The following is a 23,710-nucleotide window of genomic DNA, read 5'->3' as shown; positions in this document are numbered from 1 at the left end:
TCCATGTCGCACAAGGGTGTTCTGTCTGGAAAACGGGTGATTGAACTTGGCTCAATGATTGCAGCGCCGTTTGCCACCCACATCCTTGATGAAATGGGGGCCGAAGTCATCAAGATTGAACCCCCGGAAGGCGAAACGACGCGCCACCTTGTGCGTGGCGGTCCGAGCGGCACTTTCATCGCATATAATCGTGGCAAGCGCAGTCTCTGCCTCAATCTCCAGACTGAGGAAGGTCAAGCCGCGTTCCAGAAGCTGGTGGTCAGCGCGGATGTGGTTTTGCACAATCTATCGCCGGGTGCGGCACGCAAGCTTGGCGTGACATGGGAGGCTTGCCGGGCGCTCAATCCCGACATTATCTTTTGCCATATCCGCGGCTATGGCGCAGGGCCGATGGCCGAGGAAATCGCGTCAAACCCGATTGCGGAGGCTGCAACCGGCGTGATGTTTTCCAATCGTATCAATGGGCGCCCTTCGCGGCTTGGGCCGTCTTATCTCGATCAGTTCGCGGGCTGCTATGCAGTGATTGCGGTTCTAGCCGCCATGCTGGACAAAAGCGGTTCGCCAGAGCGTCGAAACATCGAGCTTGGGCTTTATGAAGCCGGTCTGCATATTGCGGCCCGGGAACTTGTCGGCGTTCAATTGAAATCGCAATTGCTGGGACGTGCAGAAACTGAACCGTCGCCGGAATTTTCAATTCCCGGTTATGGTGCTTATGAAACCCGCGATGGACGCTGGATTTATCTGGTGATGCTTTCCGACGAGCACTGGCGTCGCTTCTGCCGTTCGACGGGCCTTGCTCCCGATCCGGAACTGGCAACGTTACGTGATCGTCGCCGCAATCGCGAAAAAGTCGAAGCTGTAGTCGCTGATGCGGTGTCGCAATTCGATTATGATGGGATCTCTGCCGCTCTCGGTAAGGAGGGTGTCGGGCATACGGAAGTCTTGTCCGCTGACCGGGTGCTGGCGGCCGCGCAGGCCCGCGAACCGCAGAAATATGCAGATATCGCTTTTGCAGATTATGCCTTCCAGTCGCCAGATTTTCCGGTGCCGGTCTGCCGGGATACTTCGCCGGTCGGCGAGCCGCCTCGCCTTGGCGATCACACGCGCGAGGTTCTGGCCGGATTGGGGTATAGCGATGGTCAAATTAGCGCGATGTTGGATGCTGGTGCAGCCTTTGCTGCCAATCCCGACAAACCTCTCTGGTCCAAAATCGGGGCTGGCAATTCTCTGTAGGCGAGCCTAATTTGTCGCTTTCGTTGGAAAGCAATAGTTGAGGACCCATGTGTGACGGCAGTTCTTACGCGCTGCCGTATCTTCTACGAAATTGAACCGATTACACTGCATAAATTCCGAATTGAATTGAATATCTCGTATATAGCTACGGTCGAGTTATGCCTAAATTTACCCGTCCCGTTAGATAACGGCAATGAGGGGTAAAATGAAAAAATTCGCAGTTGGTGCTACTTTCGCGGCCATGTTCACCGGACTGTTAAGCGCCGCACCGGTCCACGCTGAAGACATCGCTATCGGAGCTGTAGTCCCACTCTCCGGCGCAAGCGCCACCACCGGCAAGGACCAGAGTCGCGGTATCGAGCTTGCGGTCAAGGAAGTCAACGCCAAGGGTGGCGTGCTTGGCAAGCAGTTGAAGGTTATCGTCGAGGATTCCGGCGGCAAGCCGCAGACTTCGATTGACGCTGCCAAAAAGCTGGTATCGGTCGACAAGGTGCCGATTGTTATTGGCGAATATTCCTCCGGCAACACCATTCCGCTTGGCCAGTATCTGGTTCAGGAAGGCATGCCCCACATCAATCCGGCGTCCACCAGTGGTCTCGTTCGCGGAATTGGTGCGACATCCTATAGCGTCGTCGGTCTGGACAATGTCTCGACGGAATTTGCTGCGCAGGACGTCATCGATCATGGCTGGAAAAAGGTCGCCGTGCTGGCGATGAACAATGCTTTTGGCCAGGGTGTTGCGGAAGAGTTCAAAAAGCACTTCACCGCGAAGGGGGGCGAAATCGCAACGACCGTCATGTATACGATTGGCCAGTCCACCTATCGTCGTGAATTGCAGCAGGTGGAAGCCACCGCTCCCGACGCCTATGTCTTCACCGCTTACGGTACTGAAGGCGCGCTCATCATGCAGGAAGCCTATGAGCTGGGAATGCAGCAGGGCAAGCCGTGGTACTCCATCCTGATCACGATGATGAACAAGGATACGCCCGCAGAGTTCAAGGTCGGTCTCCGTGGCATGGACGTGGGCTATATCGGCGAGGGTGGTGCGGCCTACAAGGCCGAATATGAAAAGGCCTACGGCGAAGGCTTCCTGTCTGCTTACGGCGGCTATGCTCATGATGCCATTCTCTTCGCAGCGGCGGCTCTCAACAAGGCTGGCAGCACGGACAGAGCAGCCGTACTCAAGGCGATTGAAGATCTTGGCAAGGAAGGGGTCAAAGGCGCCACGGGCGAGATCCAGTTCGACGCCGATGGCCAGCGCACGCACCAGCCTTATTTGAAGTTCAAGGTCGAAGGTGAAAAGCTCGTCGCCTACGATTGATGGTTAGCAGAGATACCTGCCGCAAGACCTGCGGCGGGTATCGCCTGTTGGACCGGACTGCCGTCCGATGGCGGTGGTTTCGGGGCTTCTTTCCTTTTCACACAGTTCCGGACCAAGGCACACTTGCGCCGGAACTGTCCAGATGGACATGTCTATGTTTCAATTCCTCTTCGACGTCCTGATCAGGTCCGTCGATCTGGCGCTGATTGCCGTCGCATTGAGTGCCGTTTACTCCCTGATCAAGTTTCCCAATGTCGCACTGGTCCAGTATGCGGTGGTCGGCGCCTTCGTTGCCATGTCGCTGCACGCGGTGGGACTGCCGCTCTTCGTGGCCGGGCTCATCGCGGTGTTCCTTGTCGGTTTGCTCGCCGTCGCCCTGAATGTTCTCATTTTCGAACGTCTGTTGAAGGCGGATTCAGCTATCGCGCTGATCGGCTCACTGGCCTTGAGCATGATCCTCTCGGCTGTGTTCCTGCTCACCTACGGCCCGACGGCTTATCGTTTTAAATTGCAGGTGTCGCCCGCAATGCGCGTTCTCGGTGCGCGCATTACTGATCATCAGATCACGACCTTGGTGGTCACGGCAGTCGCACTTGGCCTTTTCGCGCTCATTCTGTTTAAAACCAGTCTCGGTCGTGAAATGCGCGCGACAGCGACGAATGGTGTGCTTGCCTCTGCCACAGGCATCGACACGCGTCGGGTGACGAACATTGTCGTGTTCCTTTCCGGTATCCTCGCGGCGCTCGGCGGCATCACGCTTGCCATGCGCGGCAGCGTCAGCATCGACCTCGGCACGAATATGATGTTGCCGGTTTTCGCCGCGGCCATTCTCGGCGGGCTTGGCAATGCTTTGGGCGCAATTGTCGGCGCGATCATCATTGCCGCAGCAGAAACGGTCATCACCAACACCAATATCGGCCCGCTGATCGGATCGGATTTCTACTTCCTTCCAGCGAGTTACGCTCCGGTTGCATCATTCATCATCCTTGTGGTGTTCCTGCTGTTCCGCCCGCGCGGCCTGTTTACCAGCGAGGTGAGCCGTGTTTGATTTCTTCGTGCATGTCGCATCGATTGCCTGCCTCTATGGCATTCTGGCGCTCAGCCTCAATCTGCAAGCGGGTTTCACAGGGCTCATCAATTTCGGACTGATTGCGCTTTTCGGTTGCGGCACCTACGGCGCGGCTCTCGCGAATGGCATGGGCTGGCATCCCTTGGCTGGCCTACCTCTCGGCGTCGCGATGGCGGCAGTTTTCGGGCTGTTCTACGCTCGCCTCGGACGCAAGCTGTCGAGCGACTATTGGGGGATCGCCACTCTGTCCATCGCGGAAATTTTCCGCATAACCCTCACCAACGAGCAGGCGCTGACCGGCGGTGCGCAGGGCATTTCCGGTTTGCCTCTGCTGTTCGCCGAACTGAAACCTTACGACGGCGCAGCGCGACTGGTCCTCTATGCCCTCGTTCTGTTGCTGGTCTGGTTTATTTGTCAGCGCATTGTAAGAAGTTCCTATGGTCTTGCGATGAAATTGACCCGCGAAGAGCCGCAACTGGCCCGTTCTCTTGGTTACAATCTCGACGCTATCCGTCGCACGGTCATGCTGATCAGCAGTGCCATTGCTGCGATTGCAGGCTTCCTATACGCGCATTACCTCACTTTCGTCGGTCCCGATCAGTTGGTAGCGCCTGAAACATTTCTGATCTGGTCGATGGTGATCATCGGCGGTATCGGCAACAATTGGGGTGTGGTCGCAGGCGCTATCGTCATGCAATTTGCCATGGCTTATGTGCCGTTCGTCAAGGATATGCTGGACCTGCCAACCGACTTTGTGGCGGCTGCGCGGCTCCTCATTGTCGGGGGCGGCCTTCTCGCCTTCCTGCTCTGGCGGCCCAAGGGTCTGTTCCCCGAAAAAATTGGAGGCAGCTATGGCCGGTAAGCTTCTGGAACTCAGCAATGTCTCCAAGGCATTCGGCGCTCATCGCGTGCTGGAAGGCGTCAATTTCAACGTCGCAGCGGGCGAAATCGTAGGCCTGCTTGGTCCCAATGGTTCGGGCAAGAGCACTGCACTCAACATTATCTCCGGATTCCTCTCGGCGGATGGTGGCAGCATCCGCCTCGGTGGAGCAGATATAACCAACGGTTCGCCACAACGCATCACGGCGCAAGGTCTCGTACGCACGTTTCAGCTTCCCTCCATGCCGCACAAGATGACGGTTCGAGAAGTGCTGCAGGCGGGTGCAAGCGCCGAGGCCAGCCTCGGTTCTGTCTTCAAGGCATTCCGGTTCGACAACGAACTGGAAACGCTATTGGAAGCTTTCCGCTTGACGCATGTTGCTGAACTTCCCGCTAGCGCTTTATCTGGCGGGCAGAAAAAACTGCTTTCGGTAGCAACAGCCTTGCGTAGCCGACCAAAACTGCTCTGCCTGGATGAACCGACTGCCGGTGTTCACCCCAATCTCAGAGCCGACATGGTCTCGATCCTCAAGCGCTATCGCGATGCCGGTCTTGCTATCCTGGTGGTTGAGCATGACATGCTGTTCATCCGCGAACTTTGTTCACGCTGTGTGGTTCTTGATCGTGGCGAGATCATTGCAGATTGTACACCGCGGGAACTGGAAGACAATCCGCGGGTTGTGGAAGCCTATCTCGGGAAGGCGGTTGAAAAGGGGAAGACAGCATTATGATCGAAGCCAAGGACATTCGTGCTGGCTATGGTGACGGTGCCGATATTCTTACGGGCATTTCGCTCACAGCCAATCCCCGTGAAATCGTGACTATCCTGGGACCCAATGGCTGTGGAAAGTCGACCCTTCTGAAAACGATAGCCGGTTATGTGCGACCGCGTGCAGGTAGCATTGCGTTTCACGGCCAAGACGTCAGCAATGTGCCGATCCACGAAAAAGTGCGGCACCACAAGGTCGGTTATGTGCCGCAAACGGATAATGTTTTCGGAACGCTCACCGTCTTTGAAAACATCATGCTGGGTGCGCGGCTCTTATCCAAGCAAGAGAAGGAAAATCGCTTCAACACACTCATGGAGCAGTACCCGGCGCTTGCCGGCAAAAAGAACCGCAAAGCCTCGGCACTCTCCGGTGGTGAGCGGCAGATCCTGTCGCTGGCACGGGCGCTCATTGCGGGTCCGGAAATCCTGTTACTCGACGAACCGTCCGCAGGGCTGTCGCCTCTAATGATGCATGATGTCTTCGACGCGATTGCTTCGATCCGCGACAGCGAAAACATGTGCATTCTGATGGTTGAACAGAACGCCTTTGAAGCGCTGGGCATTGCTGATCGTGCTTATGTGCTTTCCCTGGGTCAGGTGGCGCTAACCGCGAGGGCGTCAGACCTGCTTGACGATCCTGCAATGCGAAAGCTCTATCTCGGTGCAGAAATAGAAACGGCTGCCTGAAACGCACTTTCCAGACAGCGGACCTATTTATCGGAGAAGGGGCCCTGGCCCCTTTTCGTATTTGATCAAAGAAACAGCGACAGCGCGCCGTCGTTTTTGATTTCTTCCATAACGGCATAAGTGCGCGTTTCACAAACGCCCGGCCAGGCGAGGACAATCTCCCCCAGAAAGCGCCGATAGGACGCCATATTCGGCAGCCTCGTCTTGACCAGATAGTCGAAGCCGCCAGCGACCATGTGGCACTCCAGCACTTCCGGCGCAAGTCGCACAGCGCTTGCAAATTTCTCGAACACATCCGGGGTTGTTTTATCTAGCAGGACTTCAATGAACACCAGCAAATCGAAGCCGATCAGAGCCGGATCGAGTCTGCAACCGAACCCAGTAATAAAACCGTCGCGTTGGAGACGGCGGAAGCGGTCGCTCATGGACGTTTGCGGAATGCCAAGCCGATGGGCAAGGTCACTATTGGTGATACGACCTTCAGATTGCAGGATCGTCAATATACGACGGTCCGTCTTGTCGAGATCAGGCAAACTTTTCTCCCCGATTTACCACCTTGCTTGCATTTACGAGCGTGATAGGGCGATTGGCGGTGGCTAATTGCCTGCCAATAGAGCTACAGGAATCACAGCGGCTCAATGTAAAATATGGCCATCAGCCCTTATCGAACGAGCGCTCTCGGATTGATCGTTAAATTAGTTTAATGGATCAATCGGGCGTTGTTTATTGGAATTTTTTTCTAATTTAACATATATATGCGACATAGCTGAAATTTCCCCGTTATTTTTCGATGTTGATGGTTGAAATATCTCATATATTTATGAGCTTTATATAATTATTTTTAAATAACACTCATCTCTTCGAATTTTGCAGGGAAATATACTTCATTGTCCCCGCCGCCAAAGGCTCGAACGCAACAAGCCTTTCAGTGGCGCGGGGATAGGCCCCTTTTGACGGGCGATCACAGAAGTCAGTCCGGGGACGGGCGTCACTCGCGATTTAGGTGATGCTAATCACACTTTCAAAATAGTATTTAAGAGTCTTCTAAAATTAAGGCGCCTATATCTATTAACGAAAGATGTACTAAAAGCCGAGCTATTAACGGTTACACCTCCTGCTTCTACTGTTGATTATATTTTAGAAATATATAGAAATTTGGAATTTGAGACGACCATTGGAGCGGCCCCGAGCGGGGAGAATGGCTGTGCTGAAAAAGCGTTCTTCAGCTTCAATCGGGGTGAAATTATGAGGCTAAAGGGGGACTGTGAATGATCGCACCTACAGCATCTTTGGTGAATCGCCCATCGCATGGGCCTGAGAATTCCTTTGGTACTTTTGATGCAAATCTGAAAGCACGTAGCGTGCTCATCCGTGGTGGCCGAGTGGGTAAGTATAAGGGCATCGTTGGCGGAATAGCGCCTTGTGAAGCAAGTTTTGCGCTGTCTCTATCTGCTTTACCAGCCGTTTCAGCGGCTGTGTTTGCATCACTCTTTGTTTGGTCGTCGCCATCACTGGCGGGTAGCTGCGTGGAAACCCCGCCCGCTTCGGGGAGTTGGACCTGTTCTGGCGCTTCTGCGGGCCCCGGTAGTGATCTATCGGTGTATATCTCATCTTCTCCAATAACCGTTGTCACACAGTCTGGATTTGGTCTGTCGACCGCTGTTGACCCGGCCCTTATCGCAGACTCAAGCGGCGGAATTAGCATAACGGACGAGAATGCTTCTTCCATCGCGTCCTCCGGTGGAGCCGGTATTGACGCGGACAATGATGGTTCGGGCGGGGTGTTAATCAGGACGAATGGCGACATAAGCGGCACCTACGGTATTTATGTTGTCAATGATGGGACTGGCCCCACAACGGTTGCAGTCTCAGGCACGACGACAGGAACATCTGAACACGGGATATTCATTGAAAACTCTGGCAATACAACAGATATAGCCGTCAGCCAGACAGCCGGAACCATCATTGGTGCGAAGGATGGGATTCATACAAACCATTATGGAACAGGGGCAACGGTAATTGATGTGGCCGGTGATGTGAACGGTGTAGGTGACAACGGTATATGGGCGGCAAACCAGACTGCAGCGACAGATATCACCGTCACCCAAGCCGCGAATAGCACGATCACAGGTTATACGCATGGCATTCGCGCCGATAATTATGGCACTGGTGCTGTGTCGATTACGACAGCCGGGACTATAAACCAGACCCAGGCCGGAGCCGCTTATAACGACACTTACGGTGTCTATGCCTATAATGCTGCATCTGCGACGGATATTGTCCTTATGCAGACAGGGGGATCAATCTCCGGAAATTGGTACGGCATGTATGCCAATAATAGGGGGAGTGGATCGACGACGATCATTAGTTCCGGCGATGTTGCGGCGATCGAAGTGGGTGGTCTTTACGCTTATAACGTAGGCACTGCAAAGGATATCATTGTCAATCAGACATCTGGAACGGTCAAAGGTGGGGACTATGGTGTTTACGCAGACAATGCGGGAATCGGTTCGACCACGGTTTCGTTGTCCGGCAACGTGACTGCTTCCGGTGATTATGGTGTCCGTGCAACTAATGGCAGCAGCGCCACCGACCTGACTGTACAACAGACTGCGGGTTCAATTACTGGCAGAACCGGCATTTTGGCACGTAACAGGGGCACTGGATCAACGTTGGTTAGCGTTGTGGGTATAGTGAGCGGCGGTGCGGGCGCGGGTATCCAGACGATAGCAGCAAACGGCTCGACGATCGATATTGCAGCTTCTGCAACAGTCAAAGCAACATCCGGGATCGCCATTCGGGATGGCGGTGTTGCTGGTAATCCGACCGCGTCGGATACGGTCGGGGGTAATGTCATTGTTAACAGCGCTGGCACTGTAACTGGCGATGCGATCCTTGGCCTCGGCAACGATACCTTCAATCTGGCTGGTGGAAGCTATGCCGGTAATATTTACGGCGATGACAGGGACGATCCCCAGAGCAATGACGGTATCGCCAACCATGAAGGCAATGATACGTTCAACTGGACGGGCGGCAAACTGACTGGTGGTTTCTACGGTCAGGACGGTTCCGACACTGCAACGGTGAGTGCATCGACCTATGATGGGTCGCAGGTGCTGGACGGTGGCGATGACACCTCCGTCGCCGATGGCATGATCGATACGCTCACACTCAAAGGTGTGACTGCGACCACGAATGGCGGCAAGATCACCAATTGGGAAGTCGTCAAGCTGGACGGTGCCAATCTGTCCATCGATAATGGTGCATGGCATGTCGGTGAACCGGATGAAGGAACAACCGGTGTGTTCCTGAACAACGGTTCTACGCTTGACGGCATGGCGTCGCTCGACTTCGACGGCAATATGGCGATTGATTCAAGCTCGACTTTTGTCGGTACGGGCGAGGGAGCCGGGGTTTACGCGTTCAGCGGCGATGTGACCAATGCCGGAACTATCACCACGGTCGATGATGCCGTGGGCGATGTTGTGATCATCGGTGGAAATTACAACGGCAATGGCGGACAGATGCTGTTCGATGTTGCGCTCGGCGATGACAACTCCAAGACGGATATGATCATCGTCAATGGCGATACATCGGGCACGACAAATGTTGGCGTCAACAATGTCGGTGGAACCGGCGCGCAGACCAATGAAGGTATCCGTATCATTGAAGTGAACGGCGCTTCCAATGGCTTGTTCTCACTCATCGGCGATTATACGGTTGGTGGCAAGCAGGCGGTCGTTGCGGGCGCCTATGCCTATCAGCTCTATCAGGGTGGCGCTTCAACGCCGACTGATGGCAACTGGTATTTGCGTTCGCAATTGACCGATGTATCCAATCCAGCAACAACGCCGACAGCGCCGCTTTATCAGGCGGGTGTTCCGACCTATGAAGCCTACCCGCAGGCATTGCTCGGACTGAACGGCGTGCCCACCTTGCAGCAGCGCGTTGGCAATCGTTTCTGGGCCGGCAATGGCAACAAGGTGGTGGCGCAGGGCGCTGACCCGGTCGGCACACCTTATGCCGCTCCGGAAGAAGCCGGCGTTGCGATTGAAGGCAACGGTGTATGGGGCCGCATCGAAGGCGCCCATAACAGCATCGAACCGCGTTTCTCGACCTCAGCCACTGATTACGACCAGAATATCTTCAAGCTCCAGGCTGGTATTGATGGGCTGTTGAGCGAAACGGAAAGCGGCAAGCTGATCGGCGGTGTCACAGTCCATTACGCCCATGGTAAAACCGACATCAATTCTGTTTATGGCGATGGTGAGATCAAGACGGACGGGTATGGCTTTGGCGGTACGCTGACCTGGTATGGCGAGAATGGCTTTTATCTGGACGGTCAGGGCCAGATGACCTGGTACACGAGCGATCTCGACTCTATTCTCGCCCGCAGGAATCTCGCCGATGGCAATGACGGCTTCGGTTATACGCTGTCGCTGGAAAGCGGCAAGCGCATCGCCATCGATCCCGCCTGGTCTGTCACGCCACAGGCCCAGCTGGTTTATTCCAATGTCGACTTCGACGCTTTCACCGATGCATTCGGTGCACGAGTCAGTCTTGATCGTGGTGAAAGCCTGCAAGGCCGTCTCGGTCTGACGCTCGACCATGAAAACTCGTGGCAGAATGACAAGGGCTTGCTCAATCGCACCCACGTCTACGGCATCGCCAATCTCTATTATGAGTTCCTTGAGGGAACCAGGGTCGATGTTCAGGGCGTGAGTTTCGCCAGCCGCAATGACCGTGTATGGGGCGGTCTGGGGATCGGCGGAACCTATAACTGGGATGATGATAAATATTCCATTTATGGCGAGGGTCTGATCAACACCAGTCTGAATAACTTTGGCGACAGCTATTCTGTCAAGGGACAGGTGGGCCTGCGCGTGAAGTGGTAACCGGATCGGTCTAATCGACCCTGAAAGCCCGAACTGTGATGAAGCCGCTGTCGATCCGCGATGTGATTGGCAGCGGCAACTTGTATTCGTTCAGCATCGCCAGCGCCATGGGAGAGTCCCTCAGCTGATTGGATCACGGTTAGTCCAAACGCTCGCGGGTGCTCAGCGACAACTCTTTCAAGATGATTGCGCATGAGGTCGCTCCTGCATCTCGCACCCCCAACGATCTTTCGCCAAGGCGGCTTGCTCTGCCGACTTTAGCCACGAGATTGATTGTGGAATCGCGGCCCCTTTCGGCCGCTTCAACGAAGGCCTCAATGGCCGGGACAAGTGTGTCCAGCCGAGTCTTGTCGCCGCCTTTCGCCGAACCAATGGACTGAGCGCCTTCCAGACCTCGGTGCAGCATGCGGCTGAATCAGTTTGGGTCAATCTTATCGACGCCATCAGGCTTTTCCGCGAATGCGATGAACATCACATCGTAAAGCGGTCTCATCGAGCCGAGACGATGTGGACCGCCGTGAACAACGGGATTAAACTCTTGTAATTTTAAAAATACAGTTGTAAATGTGCCGAAGATCTTAATGTGCGGAGCGAAATTCATGGCGTTTCGCACATCGATTTGCGGGCAGGTGAGGTTGCCTGGCCTGATTTTGCTTAGGGAGGAATCTAATGAAAAAATTCGCTACTTTGCTGGCGCTTGCCGCCTTTGCATTGCCGACTGTCGCAATCGCGCAGGATGCGCCGGGAACGACGAAGAAGGATAGCTATCGCTTCGTTATCGTGCCGAAGGTCGTTCATCCCTGGTTCGACAAGGTGAATGATGGCGCGCAGCAGGCCGCAGCAGCACTCAAGGCGCAGACTGGCGCGAATGTTGAAATCGTTTATTCCGCTCCGCAGAGCGCGGATGTCGTACAGCAAAACCAGATCATCGACAGTGCGCTGGCAACCCGTCCTGACGGTCTGGCGCTGGATCTGCTCGACCCGTCTGGCAATCGGGCATCCCTCGAAGAAGCGCAGGGACAGAAGATTCCGCTCGTCCTGTTCGATTCCGTGCCGCCGGAAGGCATGGCTATTACCCATATCGGTTCCGACTTCTGCGAGCAGGCAAAGATCGCCGCGCGCCGTCTGGTCGAGGTGCTTGGCGGTGAAGGCGAAGTCGCGATCATGATGGGCGTGCCGACGGCGCCTAATCACTCCATCCGCGCCGATTGCCATCGTCAGGTATTCGCCGAGCATCCGGGAATCAAGGTTGTTGCTGAAGGCATCGACAATGACAGCATCGAAACCGCTCAGCAGCAGGCAGCCGCAATCATGCAGGCCAACCCAAATCTGAAGGGCTGGGTCGCATCGGATGCCGCAGGTCCGATCGGCATCGGTCAGGCTATTGTCGAAGCTGGCAAGCAGGGCAAGGTCACGCTGGTCGGTCTCGATAACCTGCCGGAAATGCTCGACATGATCCGCAACGGCGTTGCTGACAGTTCTTCGGCATCGCAGCCGGAATTGCAGGGCTACTGGTCGGTCATGGTGCTCTGGGCCCAGGCAACCGGCGCTCCGGTGCCGGGCTATATCGATACCGGCAACGCATTCCTGACCAAGGAAAACGTGGGTAACTAATCCCACCGATCACGCTACAGGAGCGCGGGGTTTCTCCGCGCTTCCTTTGTCCAATGCTGTCCAGGATGTCCCTCTATGGCTTATCTTGAAACGCGCGGCCTCGGCAGGGATTTTCCCGGTGTGACCGCTCTGGATGGGGTCGATCTCCAGATTGAGCTCGGACGCACCCATATTCTTGCTGGCGAGAACGGCGCGGGTAAATCCACCCTCGTGAAAATTCTGACCGGGACCGATCACGCATCACGAGGTCAGGTTCTGATCGATGGGCGCGATCCTGCGTCCGATCCGACGCTCTATAAGAATGTGGCCTATGTCCCGCAGGAACTGACCCTGTTTCCGCAGATGAGCGTAGCCGAAAACCTGTTCATGCCATTCAGCCGGACAGGTCATGGCGGTTTTCTGGTCAATCGCACCGCGTTGATGGAAGAGGCCAAGACATATCTTGACCGGTTCGGTATCGAAGCGCATCCCCATCAGCTGGTCGCCAATATCTCGGTATCCGACCAGCAGCTTTTGCAAATCGCGCGCGCCTGCACCAATTCGCAGATGAAGGTTCTCATTCTGGACGAACCGACATCGTCACTGACGCGTGTCGAGGTGGAGCGCGTTTTCAAGGTTATTCGAAGCCTGCTCGATCGTGACCATGCGATTGTCTTCATCAGTCACAAGATGGATGAAGTCTTCCAGATCGGTGATGATTACACGGTCCTTCGCAATGGCACAAAGATTGAGAGCGGCAAGATCAGCGACGTGACGGAGGCGGATCTCATCCGCGCCATGTCTGGTCGCGATCTCGCGCTGGACGAGCATTTCCGACCGACGGGCGAGATCGGCGCGCCGATCATGGAAGTTCGTGGACTTTCGGGCCCGCGATTTGAAGACGTCAGCTTCGATCTGCGTAAGGGCGAAATTCTCGGTTTTGCCGGACTGGTCGGCGCTGGCCGTTCGGAAGTCATGCAAACCATCTTCGGATTTCTCAAGGCGCGCGCCGGAAGCGTGACGGTCGAAGGCAAGGATTGGGCATTGAACGACACGTCGCGTTCCGTGGCCGGCGGCATGCTCTATCTTTCGGAAGAGCGCAAGCATCACGGGATTTTCCCGCTGCTGTCGCTGCGCGAGAATATCGGTCTGTCCGTGCTTTCACTGACCAGCGGCTCGCTCGGCATCAATGACCGCCGCGAACGTAACATTGTTCAAAAAATCATCGACGATTACGGTATTCGCACCTCCGGCATGGGCAAGCGCATATCGCAACTTTCAGGCGGTAATCAGCAAAAGGCGATTATCGGGCGCGCCATGGCAACGCGGCCGCGCGTGCTGATCTTCGATGAACCGACCAAGGGCATCGATATCCGCACCAAAACCGAAATCTATCGCATCATGAAGAATCTGGCCGAGGAAGGCGTGGGCGTCATCCTGGTTTCCTCGGAACTGAACGAACTCAAGAAATGCGCAAGCCGTATCATCACGATGCACAACGGGCGCATTACCGGCGAGTACGACGCCACCGAAACCAACAACGAAACACTCGTAGGCGCGATCTTTGGAACAGAGGTAAAAGCCGATGCAAACTAAACCGCTTTCCAACTTGATACGCACGCCGCTTGCAGGCGTCTTCTTTGCCCTGCTGGTGATTTTCGTCCTGTCGGCGGTGATTTCACCTTACTTCCTCACGCCATATAACCTTTCCGTCGTGGCACGCGGATTGGCCTTTGTGGGGCTCATTACCATTGCCCAGTCCATGCTCATGGTGTTGGGAGAACTTGATCTGTCGCTTGGCGTCATTGGCGGCCTGTGCGGCGTCGTCTCCGGTATTCTGATGGTCAAATTGGGAATCGAACCTTATACCGCCATGCTGTTGGCACTGTGTCTCGGCGCTTGTCTTGGCCTGCTTAACGGCTTGCTGGTCACCGTTCTTGGCTTGCATTCGCTGGTTCTCACTATCGGTACGGCGGGTATTTTCGGCGGCGCTAATCTGGTGCTGACGCGTGGTGTCGCGATTACCGGCATACCGCGTGAGGTACAGTTTTTGGGACGTGGCGACCTCTTCGGCGTTCCGGTGCCGTTTCTGGTGATGATCGCCGCACTTCTGGTTGCAACCTTCGTAATGCTGAAAACGCCGTTCGGTCGCTATATGTATGCCATTGGCAACAACCGCGACGGTGCACGTATGCTGGGTATCCGCGTCAACAAGGTACGCCTTCTGGTGTTCGTCGTGGCGGGCGCCATCGCGGCACTGGCCGGCGTGTTGATGGTGGCGCGTCTGGGAACGGCGCAACCGTCCATCGGCGATAGCTGGGTTCTGGCCCCGATTGCAGCCTCTGTCATTGGTGGTGTCGCCACCACGGGCGGCATCGGCAGCCCGATTGGAGCGATCCTTGGCGCAGGTATAATCGCCATCATCGAAAACATCATCGTGCTGTTTGGCGTCTCGCCTTACTGGCAGGGGATTGTGTCCGGTGCGATTGTGGTTCTCGCTATTTCCTTTGATGCAATCTCGCGCCGCTATCTACGACGCGATGCCAACTAAATCCGCCGCTGAAGTTTGATGAGAGATACGAACATGAATGAACAGGTCAGAACCAAAAAGCTGATTAATGCGCCGGAAAACATCATTGCGGAATTGATTGAAGGCATGGTTAGCGCTCATCCGGATATGCTGCGTGTCGAAGGCGAGACCGGACGTGCCGTGGTGGCCGTTGATGGTCCCCGCGACGGCAAGGTTGGTATCGTTGTGGGTGGGGGCTCGGGACATGAGCCTGCCTTTGCCGGGTACGTCGGTCGCGGACTGGCCGATGCCGCAGCGGTTGGCAATATTTTTGCCTCGCCATCGCCATCGCATATTGCTGAAGCGGCGCGCGCGGCGGATGGTGGTGTCGGTGTTCTCATGCTTTACGGCAATTACACCGGCGATGTGCTTAACTTTACCATGGCTGCGGAAGAGCTGGCGCAAAACGGGATGGATGTGCGTCATGTGGCTGTTGCCGACGACGTGGCCTCCGCACCGCTTGAACGGAAGACGGAACGGCGCGGCATTGCGGGTGATTTCTTCGTATTCAAGGTTGCAGGCGCTGCCGCGGATCTCGGTGAACCTCTGGCGCGCGTTGAAGCATTTGCGCAGGCGGCGAACGAAGCGACACGCTCGATGGGTGTTGCGCTGAGCCCATGTTCCTTGCCACAGACCGGCAAGCCGAATTTCACCATCGGCGACGAGGATATGGAAATCGGCATGGGGCTGCATGGCGAGCCGGGTATCCGTCGCGAAAAACTTGCGCCGGCCGATGCCGTCACCGACGAATTGATGGCGTCCATTCTGGAAGAACTGGCCCTCAAGCGCGGAGACCGGGTTGCGGTTCTGGTCAACGGACTTGGTGCGACATCGCAGATCGAGCTCTATCTGGTTTTCCGCCGCGTCAAGCAGTTGCTGGATGGCAAGGGCGTGAGTATCCACGCGTCCTGGGTGGGCGAATATGCAACATCGCTCGAAATGGCTGGCGCTTCCATTACGCTGATGAAGCTCGACGATACATTGCAGGCGCTGCTTGATCATCCGTGTCATACGCCCGCGCTGACGGTTGGCGCCGTGCAGCCCAAGGAGCGTCTGGCCAGTCGCAGCCATAAGGTGGAGCATGCCGCAGAAACTCGCGATCCTGCCCAAGACGCGCCGCGTGAGTTGATCAAGGATGGTGATGTGACGCCAGCCATTTTCAAGATCATGATGGCCAATGTCGGCGAGCAAATCATCGCCGAGAAAAACTGGCTATCGGAGCTGGACGGCGTTATCGGCGACGGCGATCATGGCATCACGATGGAAATCGGCTGGAAGGCAGTGCAGCACGCGCTGGAAGACGCGCCGGAAGACGAAACCATCGAAGCCATCTGCAAGCGCATGGCCAAGGCGTTTCTCGATGCAGTGGGCGCATCCTCGGGGCCGCTCTACGCGACGGCATTCCTGCGCGCTGGTACTGCGGTCAGCAACCGGTTGAATCTTGATGGTGCGGGCATGGCCGATTGGCTGGCAGCGGCGTGTCAGGGCATTCGCGATCGTGGTCGCGCGGAACCGGGCGACAAGACCATGATCGATGCATGGGTTCCGGCTGTCGCTGCCGCTGCGGAGGCCGCAAAGCAGGGCCGCTCGACGCTGGATGTCCTCCTTGCGGCCCGCAAGGGTGCAGAGGCTGGTATGCAATCGACGGCTGCCATGGAATCGCGTCGCGGTCGTTCCGCAAAACTCGGTGAGCGTTCCGTTGGCCATATCGACCCCGGCGCAGCATCGACATTTGTGACGCTGCGCGCCATGACGGAAGCCTTGCAGAGCACCGCGAAGAAATAAGCAATTGCTTGCAGGGGTTGCTTAACGCGGCCCCTGCAACAAAGCCCGGGCGACGCCTTCATTGGTGACGAGGCGATTGACATATCCGCCGCGCAATATGGCGCGGATGATTGGAATTTTATTGAGACCACCAGAAACAAGAACCGAGACGGGTTTGAGTTTCAGCTTGTCCGGCGGCAGAGCGATAATTGAATCATTGAGAAAATGTTCGATCGGTCGTCCCCGAGCGTCGAGAAAGCAGCCCATGAATTCTCCGACTGCGCCAAGTTTCAGCACCGTATCGAGATTATCTTTGACAACCCGGATATGTGTCAGCGACGTTTCTTGCGTCAGCGGGCCGCACGAAACAAGCCCGATATCGGCAATCTCAGTTCTGGCCAGAACATCGGTCAGCTCATCATTGAGCAGCAGCGCATTGCGGCTTTCCGGGTTTGCGCAATAGATCGGCGCGGTCAGGTAGTGACATTCCACGCCCAATGCGCGGGCAAAATCCGTTGCCACTTCGAACGTGTTTGTCGCTGAACCGCTGGTGACGCCGCCTGTTAATCCGACAACCCAGCTCTCGGGCTTGGGACGCAGATGGAGCCTGCGAACCGCAAAGCTCAAGGTTCTGCCAGAGCCGATCCCGACGCCCATGTCGCGCCCTTCAATCAGTTCCGACGCCATTGTGCCCGCGGCTTCGCCGATAACCCGCTTCTGCTCGATATAATCGTTGAGATCGGGCACGACGACCGCCTCGACCAGATCGTATCGCGCCGCTACCTTCTCAGCCAGTTCAATGCAGTCTGTCAATGGCAGGTTGACGTTGACTTGCACCTGTCCCGACTCACGCACATGCCCGATGATCTTGTTGACCTTGAGCCGGGTGATGTTCATCCGCTGTGCAATTTCTTGCTGGGTCTGCCCACCGATAAAATAGAGCCAGGCAACGCGCGCGCGCTCCAGCTCGTCATCCAGCGATCCGAAATCCTCGTTCATTTCCGTGCCTTGCACATTGCGCGCGCCTTCAGCTGCAATCTATCTCGAAACAGTATCTCCACTCATAGCAGGCATATCAATGCTGGCAACCGGCCAGTTTCGCAAAGGCAGGACGCTTGTTCAGGCATGGAATGGAACATGACTTCTTTCAAAGGCGGTATCGGGCACAATGAGGCGGCGACTCGCTTTGCAACATGATGCGGCCCGGAATCTCCGGAAAGGAGCGGTGTCGCCGAAACATAATGATTACAAGGAGATGGCTAATTGCCAACGATCACGAAATAAAAAAATTGAACACAAAATCACATTTAAATCGTTATAATGTTATAGCCACGTTGTTAATATCTCAGGATGATGTTAGTGGGCTCTGGCCTGCTGACCTTTCTCACGAATATGCGTGCGGCAGGCAAAAAATCAGTGATTGGCAAGGAGGTTGCCGCCATGAATTTCGCCTCACCCGTATTCGACATGCTGCAACTGGCAAACTGCATCGGAGAGGAAGTGATTGGCACGAACGGCTTCGGCGCTTCCGCGTCGATGCTCGGCGAAATTTCTTCTGGAGCAAGGTGAATAATAATGGCTGGCAATTTTGCGCCGCTGGTTCTGGCTGGCGATAATGACCGCGTCGAGGCTGATACCGTTGGAAACTATCTCGATGGCTGGGCAGGGCAAGATGTTCTGCGACTGGCGACAGCCAATGCGATCAAGGCCATTCTGGCCGGATCGAGCAGGCTTGCCGGGCGCATTGCACGCGGTTCGTTGCCGGGTGATCCGGGAAAGCTTGTTGGCGTCAACAGCGATCAGGATCAGCAGAAAAGCATCGATGTCGGTTCGCACAATCTGTTTGTTGATTTGCTGATCGAAGCGGGTGCGGCCTCCGTTTTATCGGAAGAAGCCGATCTGCCCGTGGCAGGCAAGGCTGATGGTCTGATTGCGGTTGCCATCGACCCGCTGGACGGTTCCGGCAATGTTGGTCTCGGCGCGCCGCTTGGCACGATTTTCTCGTTCTTCCCCGCTGATACGGACGAACCCTTCCTGCAGCCGGGCAACAGGCAGATTGCAGCAGGATATGTATCCTACGGCAATTCTGTCGATCTCTGCTTTTCGGTTGGCGATGGCGTGATTTTCGCCACCTTCGATCCGGCGAGCGAACTATTCCAGATTACGCGCCGCAACGTGACCCTGCCAGAACGCGCGTCGGATATTGCGTTCAACGCATCCGTTCAGCGGCATCTTTCTGCGGGCATGCAGGCCTATGTGAATGACGTCTTCCTTGGTAAGGACGGGCCGCGCGGTCGCAATTTCAACATGCGCTGGCTCGGCGCCGCCGTTGGCGACATGCATCGCATCATGCAGCGCGGCGGCCTCTTCTTCTATGTGGATGATCGCCGTGCGGGCTATGAAAAGGGCCGCCTGCGGCTCGTTTATGAAGCAAATCCGATCGCTTTCCTTTGCCGGGAAGCAGGCGGAAAAGCGACCAACGGTTCAACCGCTATTCTTGATATTCTGCCGCAATCCTACCATGAGCGAAGCGCGCTCGTGTTTGGCGTTGCTGAAGAGGTGGATGTTCTGGGTGAATATTACGCGCGTGAGCGCATCTGACCGCGACTGGTAGGGAGACTGAAAAATGGCACGCATCACACTGCGTCAATTGCTCGATCATGCAGCCGAAAAAGGCTATGGCGTTCCGGCATTCAACATCAACAATATGGAGCAGGCGCTGGCGATCATGGAAGCGGCAAATGCCGTCGATGCGCCGGTTATCTTGCAGGCATCCCGCGGTGCGCGTTCTTATGCCAATGATATTATGCTCCGACACATGATGGATGCAGTGACGGAAATCTATCCGCATATTCCGGTTTGCGTCCATCTCGATCACGGCAATGAAGCTGCTACCTGCATGACGGCCATCCAGGCCGGGTTCACCTCGGTGATGATGGACGGCTCGCTTAAAGCTGACGGCAAGACGCCTGCCGATTGGGACTATAACGTCTCGGTCACCCGCCGCGTCAGCGAAATGTCGCATCTCGGCGGTATTTCGGTGGAAGGTGAACTGGGTGTTCTCGGTTCGCTGGAAACCGGTATGGGCGATGCGGAAGACGGCCACGGCGCGGAAGGCAAGCTCTCGCATGATCAGCTTCTGACCGATCCGGATGAAGCGGTGAAATTCGTCCGCGAAACCAAAGTCGATGCACTGGCAATTGCCATGGGCACCTCGCACGGCGCATATAAGTTCAGCCGCAAGCCGGACGGTTCCGTGCTGGCCATGAATGTGATCGAAGAAATTCATCGCAAGCTGCCGAACACGCATCTTGTCATGCATGGTTCGTCGTCTGTGCCGGAAGACCTTCAGGAAATCATCAACAAGTTCGGCGGCAAGATGAAGCCGACCTGGGGTGTGCCGGTCGAGGAAATCCAGCGCGGCATCAAGCACGGCGTGCGCAAGATCAATATCGACACGGATAACCGCATGGCAATGACCGGCCAGATCCGCCGCATCCTGCAGGAAGACCCAAGCGAGTTCGACCCGCGCAAATATCTGAAGCCAGCGATGGCCGCGATGACCAAGCTTTGCAAGGATCGTTTCGAGCAGTTCGGCACCGCCGGACACGCATCCTCTATCCGTCCGATACCGCTTGCCGATATGGCGAAGCGCTATCTCGACGGCTCGCTTGATCCGAAGTTCAGCTAAGCTTTAAGCTTGCTGTAAAAATAAAAGCGGACGGTTTCCCGTCCGCTTTTTTTATCGTCAGTCCTGACGACTAAATCAGCACTTGTTGTACTTGGCGTCGACATCGTTGATGGCGTTCACGTTTCCAGCCGAGCGACCGTTTTCGTCAAAGGTCTGGGCGAGAAACGCATCGGCGATGGTCTTGGCGACTTCCGATCCGATCACGCGCGCACCCATGGTGATGATCTGGGCATTGTTGGACAAGGCGGCGCGTTCAGCCGAATAGGTGTCATGCGTCAGCGCTGCGCGAATGCCGGGAACCTTGTTGGCCGCGATGCAGACGCCGATACCGGTGCCACAGACGAGAATGGCGCGGTCATAGGTGCCGTCCAGAACAGCCGATGCAACGCGGTCGGAAAGATTGGCGTAGAACGCGTCGGCGCCAGCCTCGGTGCGCGAGATTTCCGAAACCTCGAAACGGTCCTTGAGGTGGTCGGCGAGAACCTTGGCCAGACCTTCGCCAGCGCTGTCTCCTGCTACTGCAATTTTCATGATCTCACTCCTTAACTAGTCTGAATTCTCAATTCACTTGAATCTTGGCTGCGCATTTGGCCAGAATGTCGAGATAGCCCTCGACGTTCCAGGCGGAGCGTCCGATGAAGAGGCCATCAATATGCGGGCAGGCGATCAGTTCTTCGCAGTTGCCGGGATTGACTGAACCGCCGTAAAGGCAGGGAACGCGGCGACCGACAATGTCTTCAGCGACAGCGATAATTTCTGCCTGTCGGGCATCGGCATAGTCGGCGGAAGCGGGAATGCCGTTTTCGCCGATGGCCCAGACGGGCTCATAAGCGAACAGGATTTCGGCCTGCTTTTGCTCGTCCGACAATTTGGACAGCGCGCCGCGCACTTCTTCCGCGAGAACCTCTGCCGCCCGACCGCTTTCACGGTCCTCCAAGGTCTCGCCGATGCAGATCAGCGGGATCAGCCCGTGGCGCACCGCAGCTTCAACCTTGAGGCCAACAGTCTCGTTGGTCTCGCCGAAATGCTCGCGCCGCTCGGAATGGCCGAGTTCCACAATGTCGAGATTGCAGTCTTTGAGCATCAGCGGAGAAATTTCACCGGTCCATGCGCCTTTATCAGCCCAATGCATGTTTTGTGCGCCGACCTTTACCGATGTGTCGGACAGGATTTCCTTCACTTCGCGCACAGCAGTGAAGGGCGGAATGATGAAACGCTGAATATCAGCTGATCGTTCGCCGTCAGCGGCCTTCAGCGCGTCGGCAAAGGCCCGCGCTTCCGCCAGCGTCTTGTTCATTTTCCAGCTCGTTCCAACCCAAAATCTGGCCATTCCCAAATGCTCTTTCCTAGTCTGCTATTGTCAGTTTGATCCCAGCCTGTTCCAGCTCGGCTGTGATTTCGCGGCCAGGGGATGTATCGGTGATGATGGCATCGAAATCGGCGAGGTCGGCCATGACATGTAAAGCGGGGCGCCCGAAGCGCTGATGATTGACCAGAAGGCAGGTGCGTGTCGCCGAAGCGGTCATTGCGCGTTTGGTGCGCACGACATTTTCGTCCATATGATATACGAGTCTGCCATTGACGGCGGGTGTCGAAATGAAGGCGATGTCGGCACTCAGATGTGACAGTGCCTCTTCCGTCAACAGGCCGAAAAAAGCGTTGAACTTGGGCGAGAAAACACCGCCGAGAGCAATGAGATTGATCCCGCTTTCGCCTTTCAGCTCATCGATGATGACCGCGTTATTGGTGATGACGGTCAGCGGCCGCTTTTCGGGAAAAAGCCCGCCCAGAACCGCAGCCGTGGAACCGTCATTGATCATGACGGTCATGCCCGGCTCGATCAGTTCCAGTGCCGCTCTGGCCATCTGAAGCTTGGCTTCATTGTCCTGGCGCACGCGAAATCGAAAATCGCTTTCGAATTGCGAGCCTGCATCCATTGTCGCGCCGCCGCGAACCTTGCGCAAAACACCGGATTCTTCCAGCGAATCCAGATCGCGATGGATTGTCATTTTGGACACGGCAAAGCGATCCGACAGATCGTCAAGATCGACGGACTGATTCTCAATCAGTAAATTTATGATCGCCTGTCTTCTGTCGTCGCGCTTCACGCTTGTGTCCGATCTGTCTCGCGAAACATTCAACGACGATAAATCACAAAATCACAAAAAAATCTACAATAAATGTGATTTTGTGACGTTTTCACGTTCGCTATTCGACGAGGAATTTGGCTGTGCGTTCATCGGTGATCAGGCCGTAAAGACGCCCGCTTTTCAGGACTGCTCGAATGGCTTCGGCTTTCGGCAAGCCGCCCGCAAGGGCGATAATGCGGCTCATATCCGCGTTTTCAACCGACGCGGCGATGGTGCGTGCGGTGAGACCGGTTTCCAGTCGCTTGCCATTAGCATCGAAGAAATGTCCGAGCATTTCGCCGACGCCACCGAGATAGGCGATTTCTTCGACTTCGGCGAGTTCGATCATGCCGGATGTCACGAGTTGCGCCTGAGAATCCACAGTGCCGATCCCGACTATTTTCAATTCTGCACGGCATCCCATATCGAAAACAGCAGTGACGCCACGCTGGGCAAGCAGCACTTCGCGATCTTCAGCCGTGTTGGCGAAGAACGGCACCGGCATCACATAAGCAGGCATGCCGGTTTTTTCCGCGATGCGATGCATCACGTCATGGGGATTGGCGGCGAAATTGCGTGTAAGGCCGCCGAGAAGCGAGACAAAGCGCAAATCATTTGCCACAACGCGCGGCATATAGTTGACCGCAGCCGACAGGGTGCGGCCATGGCCGATACCGATTACCTCATGGTCGCCATGTTCGATTTCGCGGCGAAGAAAATCCGCGCCCGCGTGGCCAAGCGCGGTGAGGGGCAGGCCTTCCTCACCAATATCGGGTACGACTTCGCAATAATCGAGATCGTATCGATCTGCGAGACGGTTCTCCAGATCGATACACTCGGTAATGTCGCCGTCGATGGTGACCTTGACGGCACCGTCCGCAACCGCCTTGGCGATGAGACGATGCGCCTTCACGGAAGGTAGCCCGAGGCGCTTGGCAACAGCCGACTGGGTCATGCCTGCAACAAAGTGGAGCCAGGCTGCACGAAGGGCGAGGGAATCGTCTGCATCTGCCATTTCGAGCTGTCCGGTCCCTTCGCAGGTCAGGCGCGTTTTAATCTGATCTTATCAGAGGCGCGCGCCTTAAGGTCTTTCACTTGAAGCATTATCCTG

General features: G+C 55.9%; 20 protein-coding genes and 1 pseudogene. 14 read left to right on the top strand and 7 right to left on the bottom strand.

Features of this window, described 5'->3' with window-relative positions:
* The first annotated feature begins 3 nt into the window (after positions 1-3).
* From FIC94_RS17470 to FIC94_RS17445, 6 genes are all read left to right on the top strand, one after another.
* Positions 4-1,233: a CaiB/BaiF CoA transferase family protein gene (locus FIC94_RS17470; protein WP_140025760.1), complete on the top strand. Its 1,230-nt coding sequence runs from the start codon at positions 4-6 to the stop codon at positions 1,231-1,233.
* Positions 1,234-1,438: 205 nt separating this feature from the next.
* Positions 1,439-2,554, top strand: coding sequence for an ABC transporter substrate-binding protein (locus tag FIC94_RS17465; RefSeq protein WP_235892046.1), 1,116 nt, complete (start codon positions 1,439-1,441; stop codon positions 2,552-2,554).
* A 154-nt stretch (positions 2,555-2,708) separates the two neighbouring features.
* Positions 2,709-3,602 (top strand): branched-chain amino acid ABC transporter permease, encoded by an 894-nt coding sequence (locus tag FIC94_RS17460; protein WP_140025758.1) that lies wholly within the window; start codon positions 2,709-2,711, stop codon positions 3,600-3,602.
* Complete coding sequence (locus FIC94_RS17455) at positions 3,595-4,485, top strand: branched-chain amino acid ABC transporter permease (protein WP_140025756.1); 891 nt, start codon at positions 3,595-3,597, stop codon at positions 4,483-4,485. The genes FIC94_RS17460 and FIC94_RS17455 overlap by 8 nt, the downstream gene beginning before the upstream one ends.
* Positions 4,475-5,233, top strand: coding sequence for an ABC transporter ATP-binding protein (locus FIC94_RS17450; protein WP_140025754.1), 759 nt, complete (start codon positions 4,475-4,477; stop codon positions 5,231-5,233). The genes FIC94_RS17455 and FIC94_RS17450 overlap by 11 nt, the downstream gene beginning before the upstream one ends.
* Positions 5,230-5,958 (top strand): ABC transporter ATP-binding protein, encoded by a 729-nt coding sequence (locus FIC94_RS17445; protein WP_140025752.1) that lies wholly within the window; start codon positions 5,230-5,232, stop codon positions 5,956-5,958. The genes FIC94_RS17450 and FIC94_RS17445 overlap by 4 nt, the downstream gene beginning before the upstream one ends.
* A gap of 65 nt (positions 5,959-6,023) precedes the next feature.
* Here the strand turns inward: FIC94_RS17445 and FIC94_RS17440 are convergent, their stop codons facing one another.
* Complete coding sequence (locus FIC94_RS17440) at positions 6,024-6,491, bottom strand: Lrp/AsnC ligand binding domain-containing protein (RefSeq protein ID WP_109365852.1); 468 nt, start codon at positions 6,489-6,491, stop codon at positions 6,024-6,026.
* A gap of 1,791 nt (positions 6,492-8,282) precedes the next feature.
* Between FIC94_RS17440 and FIC94_RS17435 the strand changes: the two genes are divergently transcribed.
* Entirely contained in the window at positions 8,283-10,853 is a 2,571-nt protein-coding gene (locus tag FIC94_RS17435) for an autotransporter family protein (protein WP_371830932.1), read from the top strand.
* A 139-nt stretch (positions 10,854-10,992) separates the two neighbouring features.
* Here FIC94_RS17435 and FIC94_RS17430 read toward each other — a convergent pair.
* Positions 10,993-11,352: pseudogene (locus tag FIC94_RS17430) on the bottom strand (dihydroxyacetone kinase subunit L); the annotation flags it as partial.
* 170 nt (positions 11,353-11,522) lie between these two features.
* Between FIC94_RS17430 and FIC94_RS17425 the strand changes: the two are divergent.
* The 4 genes from FIC94_RS17425 to dhaL all read left to right on the top strand — a co-directional run bounded on the left by FIC94_RS17425 (position 11,523) and on the right by dhaL (position 16,800).
* Positions 11,523-12,467, top strand: a complete 945-nt coding sequence (locus tag FIC94_RS17425) for a substrate-binding domain-containing protein (RefSeq protein ID WP_109365855.1) — start codon at positions 11,523-11,525, stop codon at positions 12,465-12,467.
* 75 nt (positions 12,468-12,542) lie between these two features.
* Entirely contained in the window at positions 12,543-14,042 is a 1,500-nt protein-coding gene (locus FIC94_RS17420; protein ID WP_140025748.1) for a sugar ABC transporter ATP-binding protein, read from the top strand.
* The gene (locus FIC94_RS17415) at positions 14,032-14,997 is read left to right on the top strand and encodes an ABC transporter permease (RefSeq protein WP_121538966.1); all 966 of its coding nucleotides are present in this window, start codon (positions 14,032-14,034) and stop codon (positions 14,995-14,997) included. The genes FIC94_RS17420 and FIC94_RS17415 overlap by 11 nt, the downstream gene beginning before the upstream one ends.
* 33 nt (positions 14,998-15,030) lie before the next feature.
* A complete protein-coding gene (gene dhaL / locus FIC94_RS17410) occupies positions 15,031-16,800 on the top strand; it encodes a dihydroxyacetone kinase subunit DhaL (protein WP_140025864.1) in 1,770 nt (589 codons plus the stop codon).
* Positions 16,801-16,821: 21 nt separating this feature from the next.
* Here the strand turns inward: dhaL and FIC94_RS17405 are convergent, their stop codons facing one another.
* Complete coding sequence (locus FIC94_RS17405) at positions 16,822-17,778, bottom strand: sugar-binding transcriptional regulator (RefSeq protein WP_109366406.1); 957 nt, start codon at positions 17,776-17,778, stop codon at positions 16,822-16,824.
* Between the two features lie 360 nt (positions 17,779-18,138).
* Between FIC94_RS17405 and FIC94_RS17400 the strand changes: the two genes are divergently transcribed.
* From FIC94_RS17400 to fba, 3 genes are read left to right on the top strand one after another with little or no spacing between them, the layout of a single operon-like run.
* Entirely contained in the window at positions 18,139-18,348 is a 210-nt protein-coding gene (locus FIC94_RS17400; protein WP_140025746.1) for a hypothetical protein, read from the top strand.
* On the top strand, positions 18,349-19,380 hold the full coding sequence (locus FIC94_RS17395; RefSeq protein ID WP_140025735.1) for a class 1 fructose-bisphosphatase: 1,032 nt from the start codon (positions 18,349-18,351) through the stop codon (positions 19,378-19,380).
* Between the two features lie 25 nt (positions 19,381-19,405).
* Complete coding sequence (gene fba / locus FIC94_RS17390) at positions 19,406-20,470, top strand: class II fructose-bisphosphate aldolase (RefSeq protein ID WP_109365861.1); 1,065 nt, start codon at positions 19,406-19,408, stop codon at positions 20,468-20,470.
* 75 nt (positions 20,471-20,545) lie between these two features.
* On the opposite strand, the gene derI is transcribed toward fba, so the two are convergent.
* The 4 genes from derI to FIC94_RS17370 all read right to left on the bottom strand — a co-directional run bounded on the left by derI (position 20,546) and on the right by FIC94_RS17370 (position 23,614).
* On the bottom strand, positions 20,546-21,001 hold the full coding sequence (gene derI / locus FIC94_RS17385; RefSeq protein WP_109365862.1) for a D-erythrulose-4-phosphate isomerase: 456 nt from the start codon (positions 20,999-21,001) through the stop codon (positions 20,546-20,548).
* A 28-nt stretch (positions 21,002-21,029) separates the two neighbouring features.
* On the bottom strand, positions 21,030-21,800 hold the full coding sequence (locus tag FIC94_RS17380; RefSeq protein ID WP_140025733.1) for a triose-phosphate isomerase: 771 nt from the start codon (positions 21,798-21,800) through the stop codon (positions 21,030-21,032).
* Between the two features lie 16 nt (positions 21,801-21,816).
* The gene (locus tag FIC94_RS17375; RefSeq protein WP_109365864.1) at positions 21,817-22,578 is read right to left on the bottom strand and encodes a DeoR/GlpR family DNA-binding transcription regulator; all 762 of its coding nucleotides are present in this window, start codon (positions 22,576-22,578) and stop codon (positions 21,817-21,819) included.
* Positions 22,579-22,678: 100 nt separating this feature from the next.
* Complete coding sequence (locus FIC94_RS17370) at positions 22,679-23,614, bottom strand: sugar-binding transcriptional regulator (protein ID WP_140025732.1); 936 nt, start codon at positions 23,612-23,614, stop codon at positions 22,679-22,681.
* Positions 23,615-23,710 lie beyond the last annotated feature (96 nt).

The sequence above is a fragment of the Ochrobactrum teleogrylli genome (genome assembly GCF_006376685.1).
Classification (GTDB): Bacteria; Pseudomonadota; Alphaproteobacteria; order Rhizobiales; family Rhizobiaceae; genus Brucella; species Brucella teleogrylli.
Note: the sequence above shows the minus strand (reverse complement) of the source record. Positions and strands in the feature narration are given on the sequence as shown.

Excerpts from the sequence above, each read along its gene's own strand:
- FIC94_RS17470 (WP_140025760.1), top strand. The coding sequence starts at position 4 with ATGTCGCACAAGGGTGTTCTGTCTGGAAAACGGGTGATTGAACTTGGC.
- FIC94_RS17465 (WP_235892046.1), top strand. The coding sequence starts at position 1,439 with ATGAAAAAATTCGCAGTTGGTGCTACTTTCGCGGCCATGTTCACCGGA.
- FIC94_RS17460 (WP_140025758.1), top strand. The coding sequence starts at position 2,709 with ATGTTTCAATTCCTCTTCGACGTCCTGATCAGGTCCGTCGATCTGGCG.
- FIC94_RS17450 (WP_140025754.1), top strand. The coding sequence starts at position 4,475 with ATGGCCGGTAAGCTTCTGGAACTCAGCAATGTCTCCAAGGCATTCGGC.
- FIC94_RS17445 (WP_140025752.1), top strand. The coding sequence starts at position 5,230 with ATGATCGAAGCCAAGGACATTCGTGCTGGCTATGGTGACGGTGCCGAT.
- FIC94_RS17435 (WP_371830932.1), top strand. The coding sequence starts at position 8,283 with ATGTATGCCAATAATAGGGGGAGTGGATCGACGACGATCATTAGTTCC.
- FIC94_RS17425 (WP_109365855.1), top strand. The coding sequence starts at position 11,523 with ATGAAAAAATTCGCTACTTTGCTGGCGCTTGCCGCCTTTGCATTGCCG.
- FIC94_RS17420 (WP_140025748.1), top strand. The coding sequence starts at position 12,543 with ATGGCTTATCTTGAAACGCGCGGCCTCGGCAGGGATTTTCCCGGTGTG.
- FIC94_RS17415 (WP_121538966.1), top strand. The coding sequence starts at position 14,032 with ATGCAAACTAAACCGCTTTCCAACTTGATACGCACGCCGCTTGCAGGC.
- dhaL (WP_140025864.1), top strand. The coding sequence starts at position 15,031 with ATGAATGAACAGGTCAGAACCAAAAAGCTGATTAATGCGCCGGAAAAC.
- FIC94_RS17405 (WP_109366406.1), bottom strand. The coding sequence starts at position 17,778 with ATGAACGAGGATTTCGGATCGCTGGATGACGAGCTGGAGCGCGCGCGC.
- fba (WP_109365861.1), top strand. The coding sequence starts at position 19,406 with ATGGCACGCATCACACTGCGTCAATTGCTCGATCATGCAGCCGAAAAA.
- derI (WP_109365862.1), bottom strand. The coding sequence starts at position 21,001 with ATGAAAATTGCAGTAGCAGGAGACAGCGCTGGCGAAGGTCTGGCCAAG.
- FIC94_RS17380 (WP_140025733.1), bottom strand. The coding sequence starts at position 21,800 with ATGGCCAGATTTTGGGTTGGAACGAGCTGGAAAATGAACAAGACGCTG.
- FIC94_RS17370 (WP_140025732.1), bottom strand. The coding sequence starts at position 23,614 with ATGGCAGATGCAGACGATTCCCTCGCCCTTCGTGCAGCCTGGCTCCAC.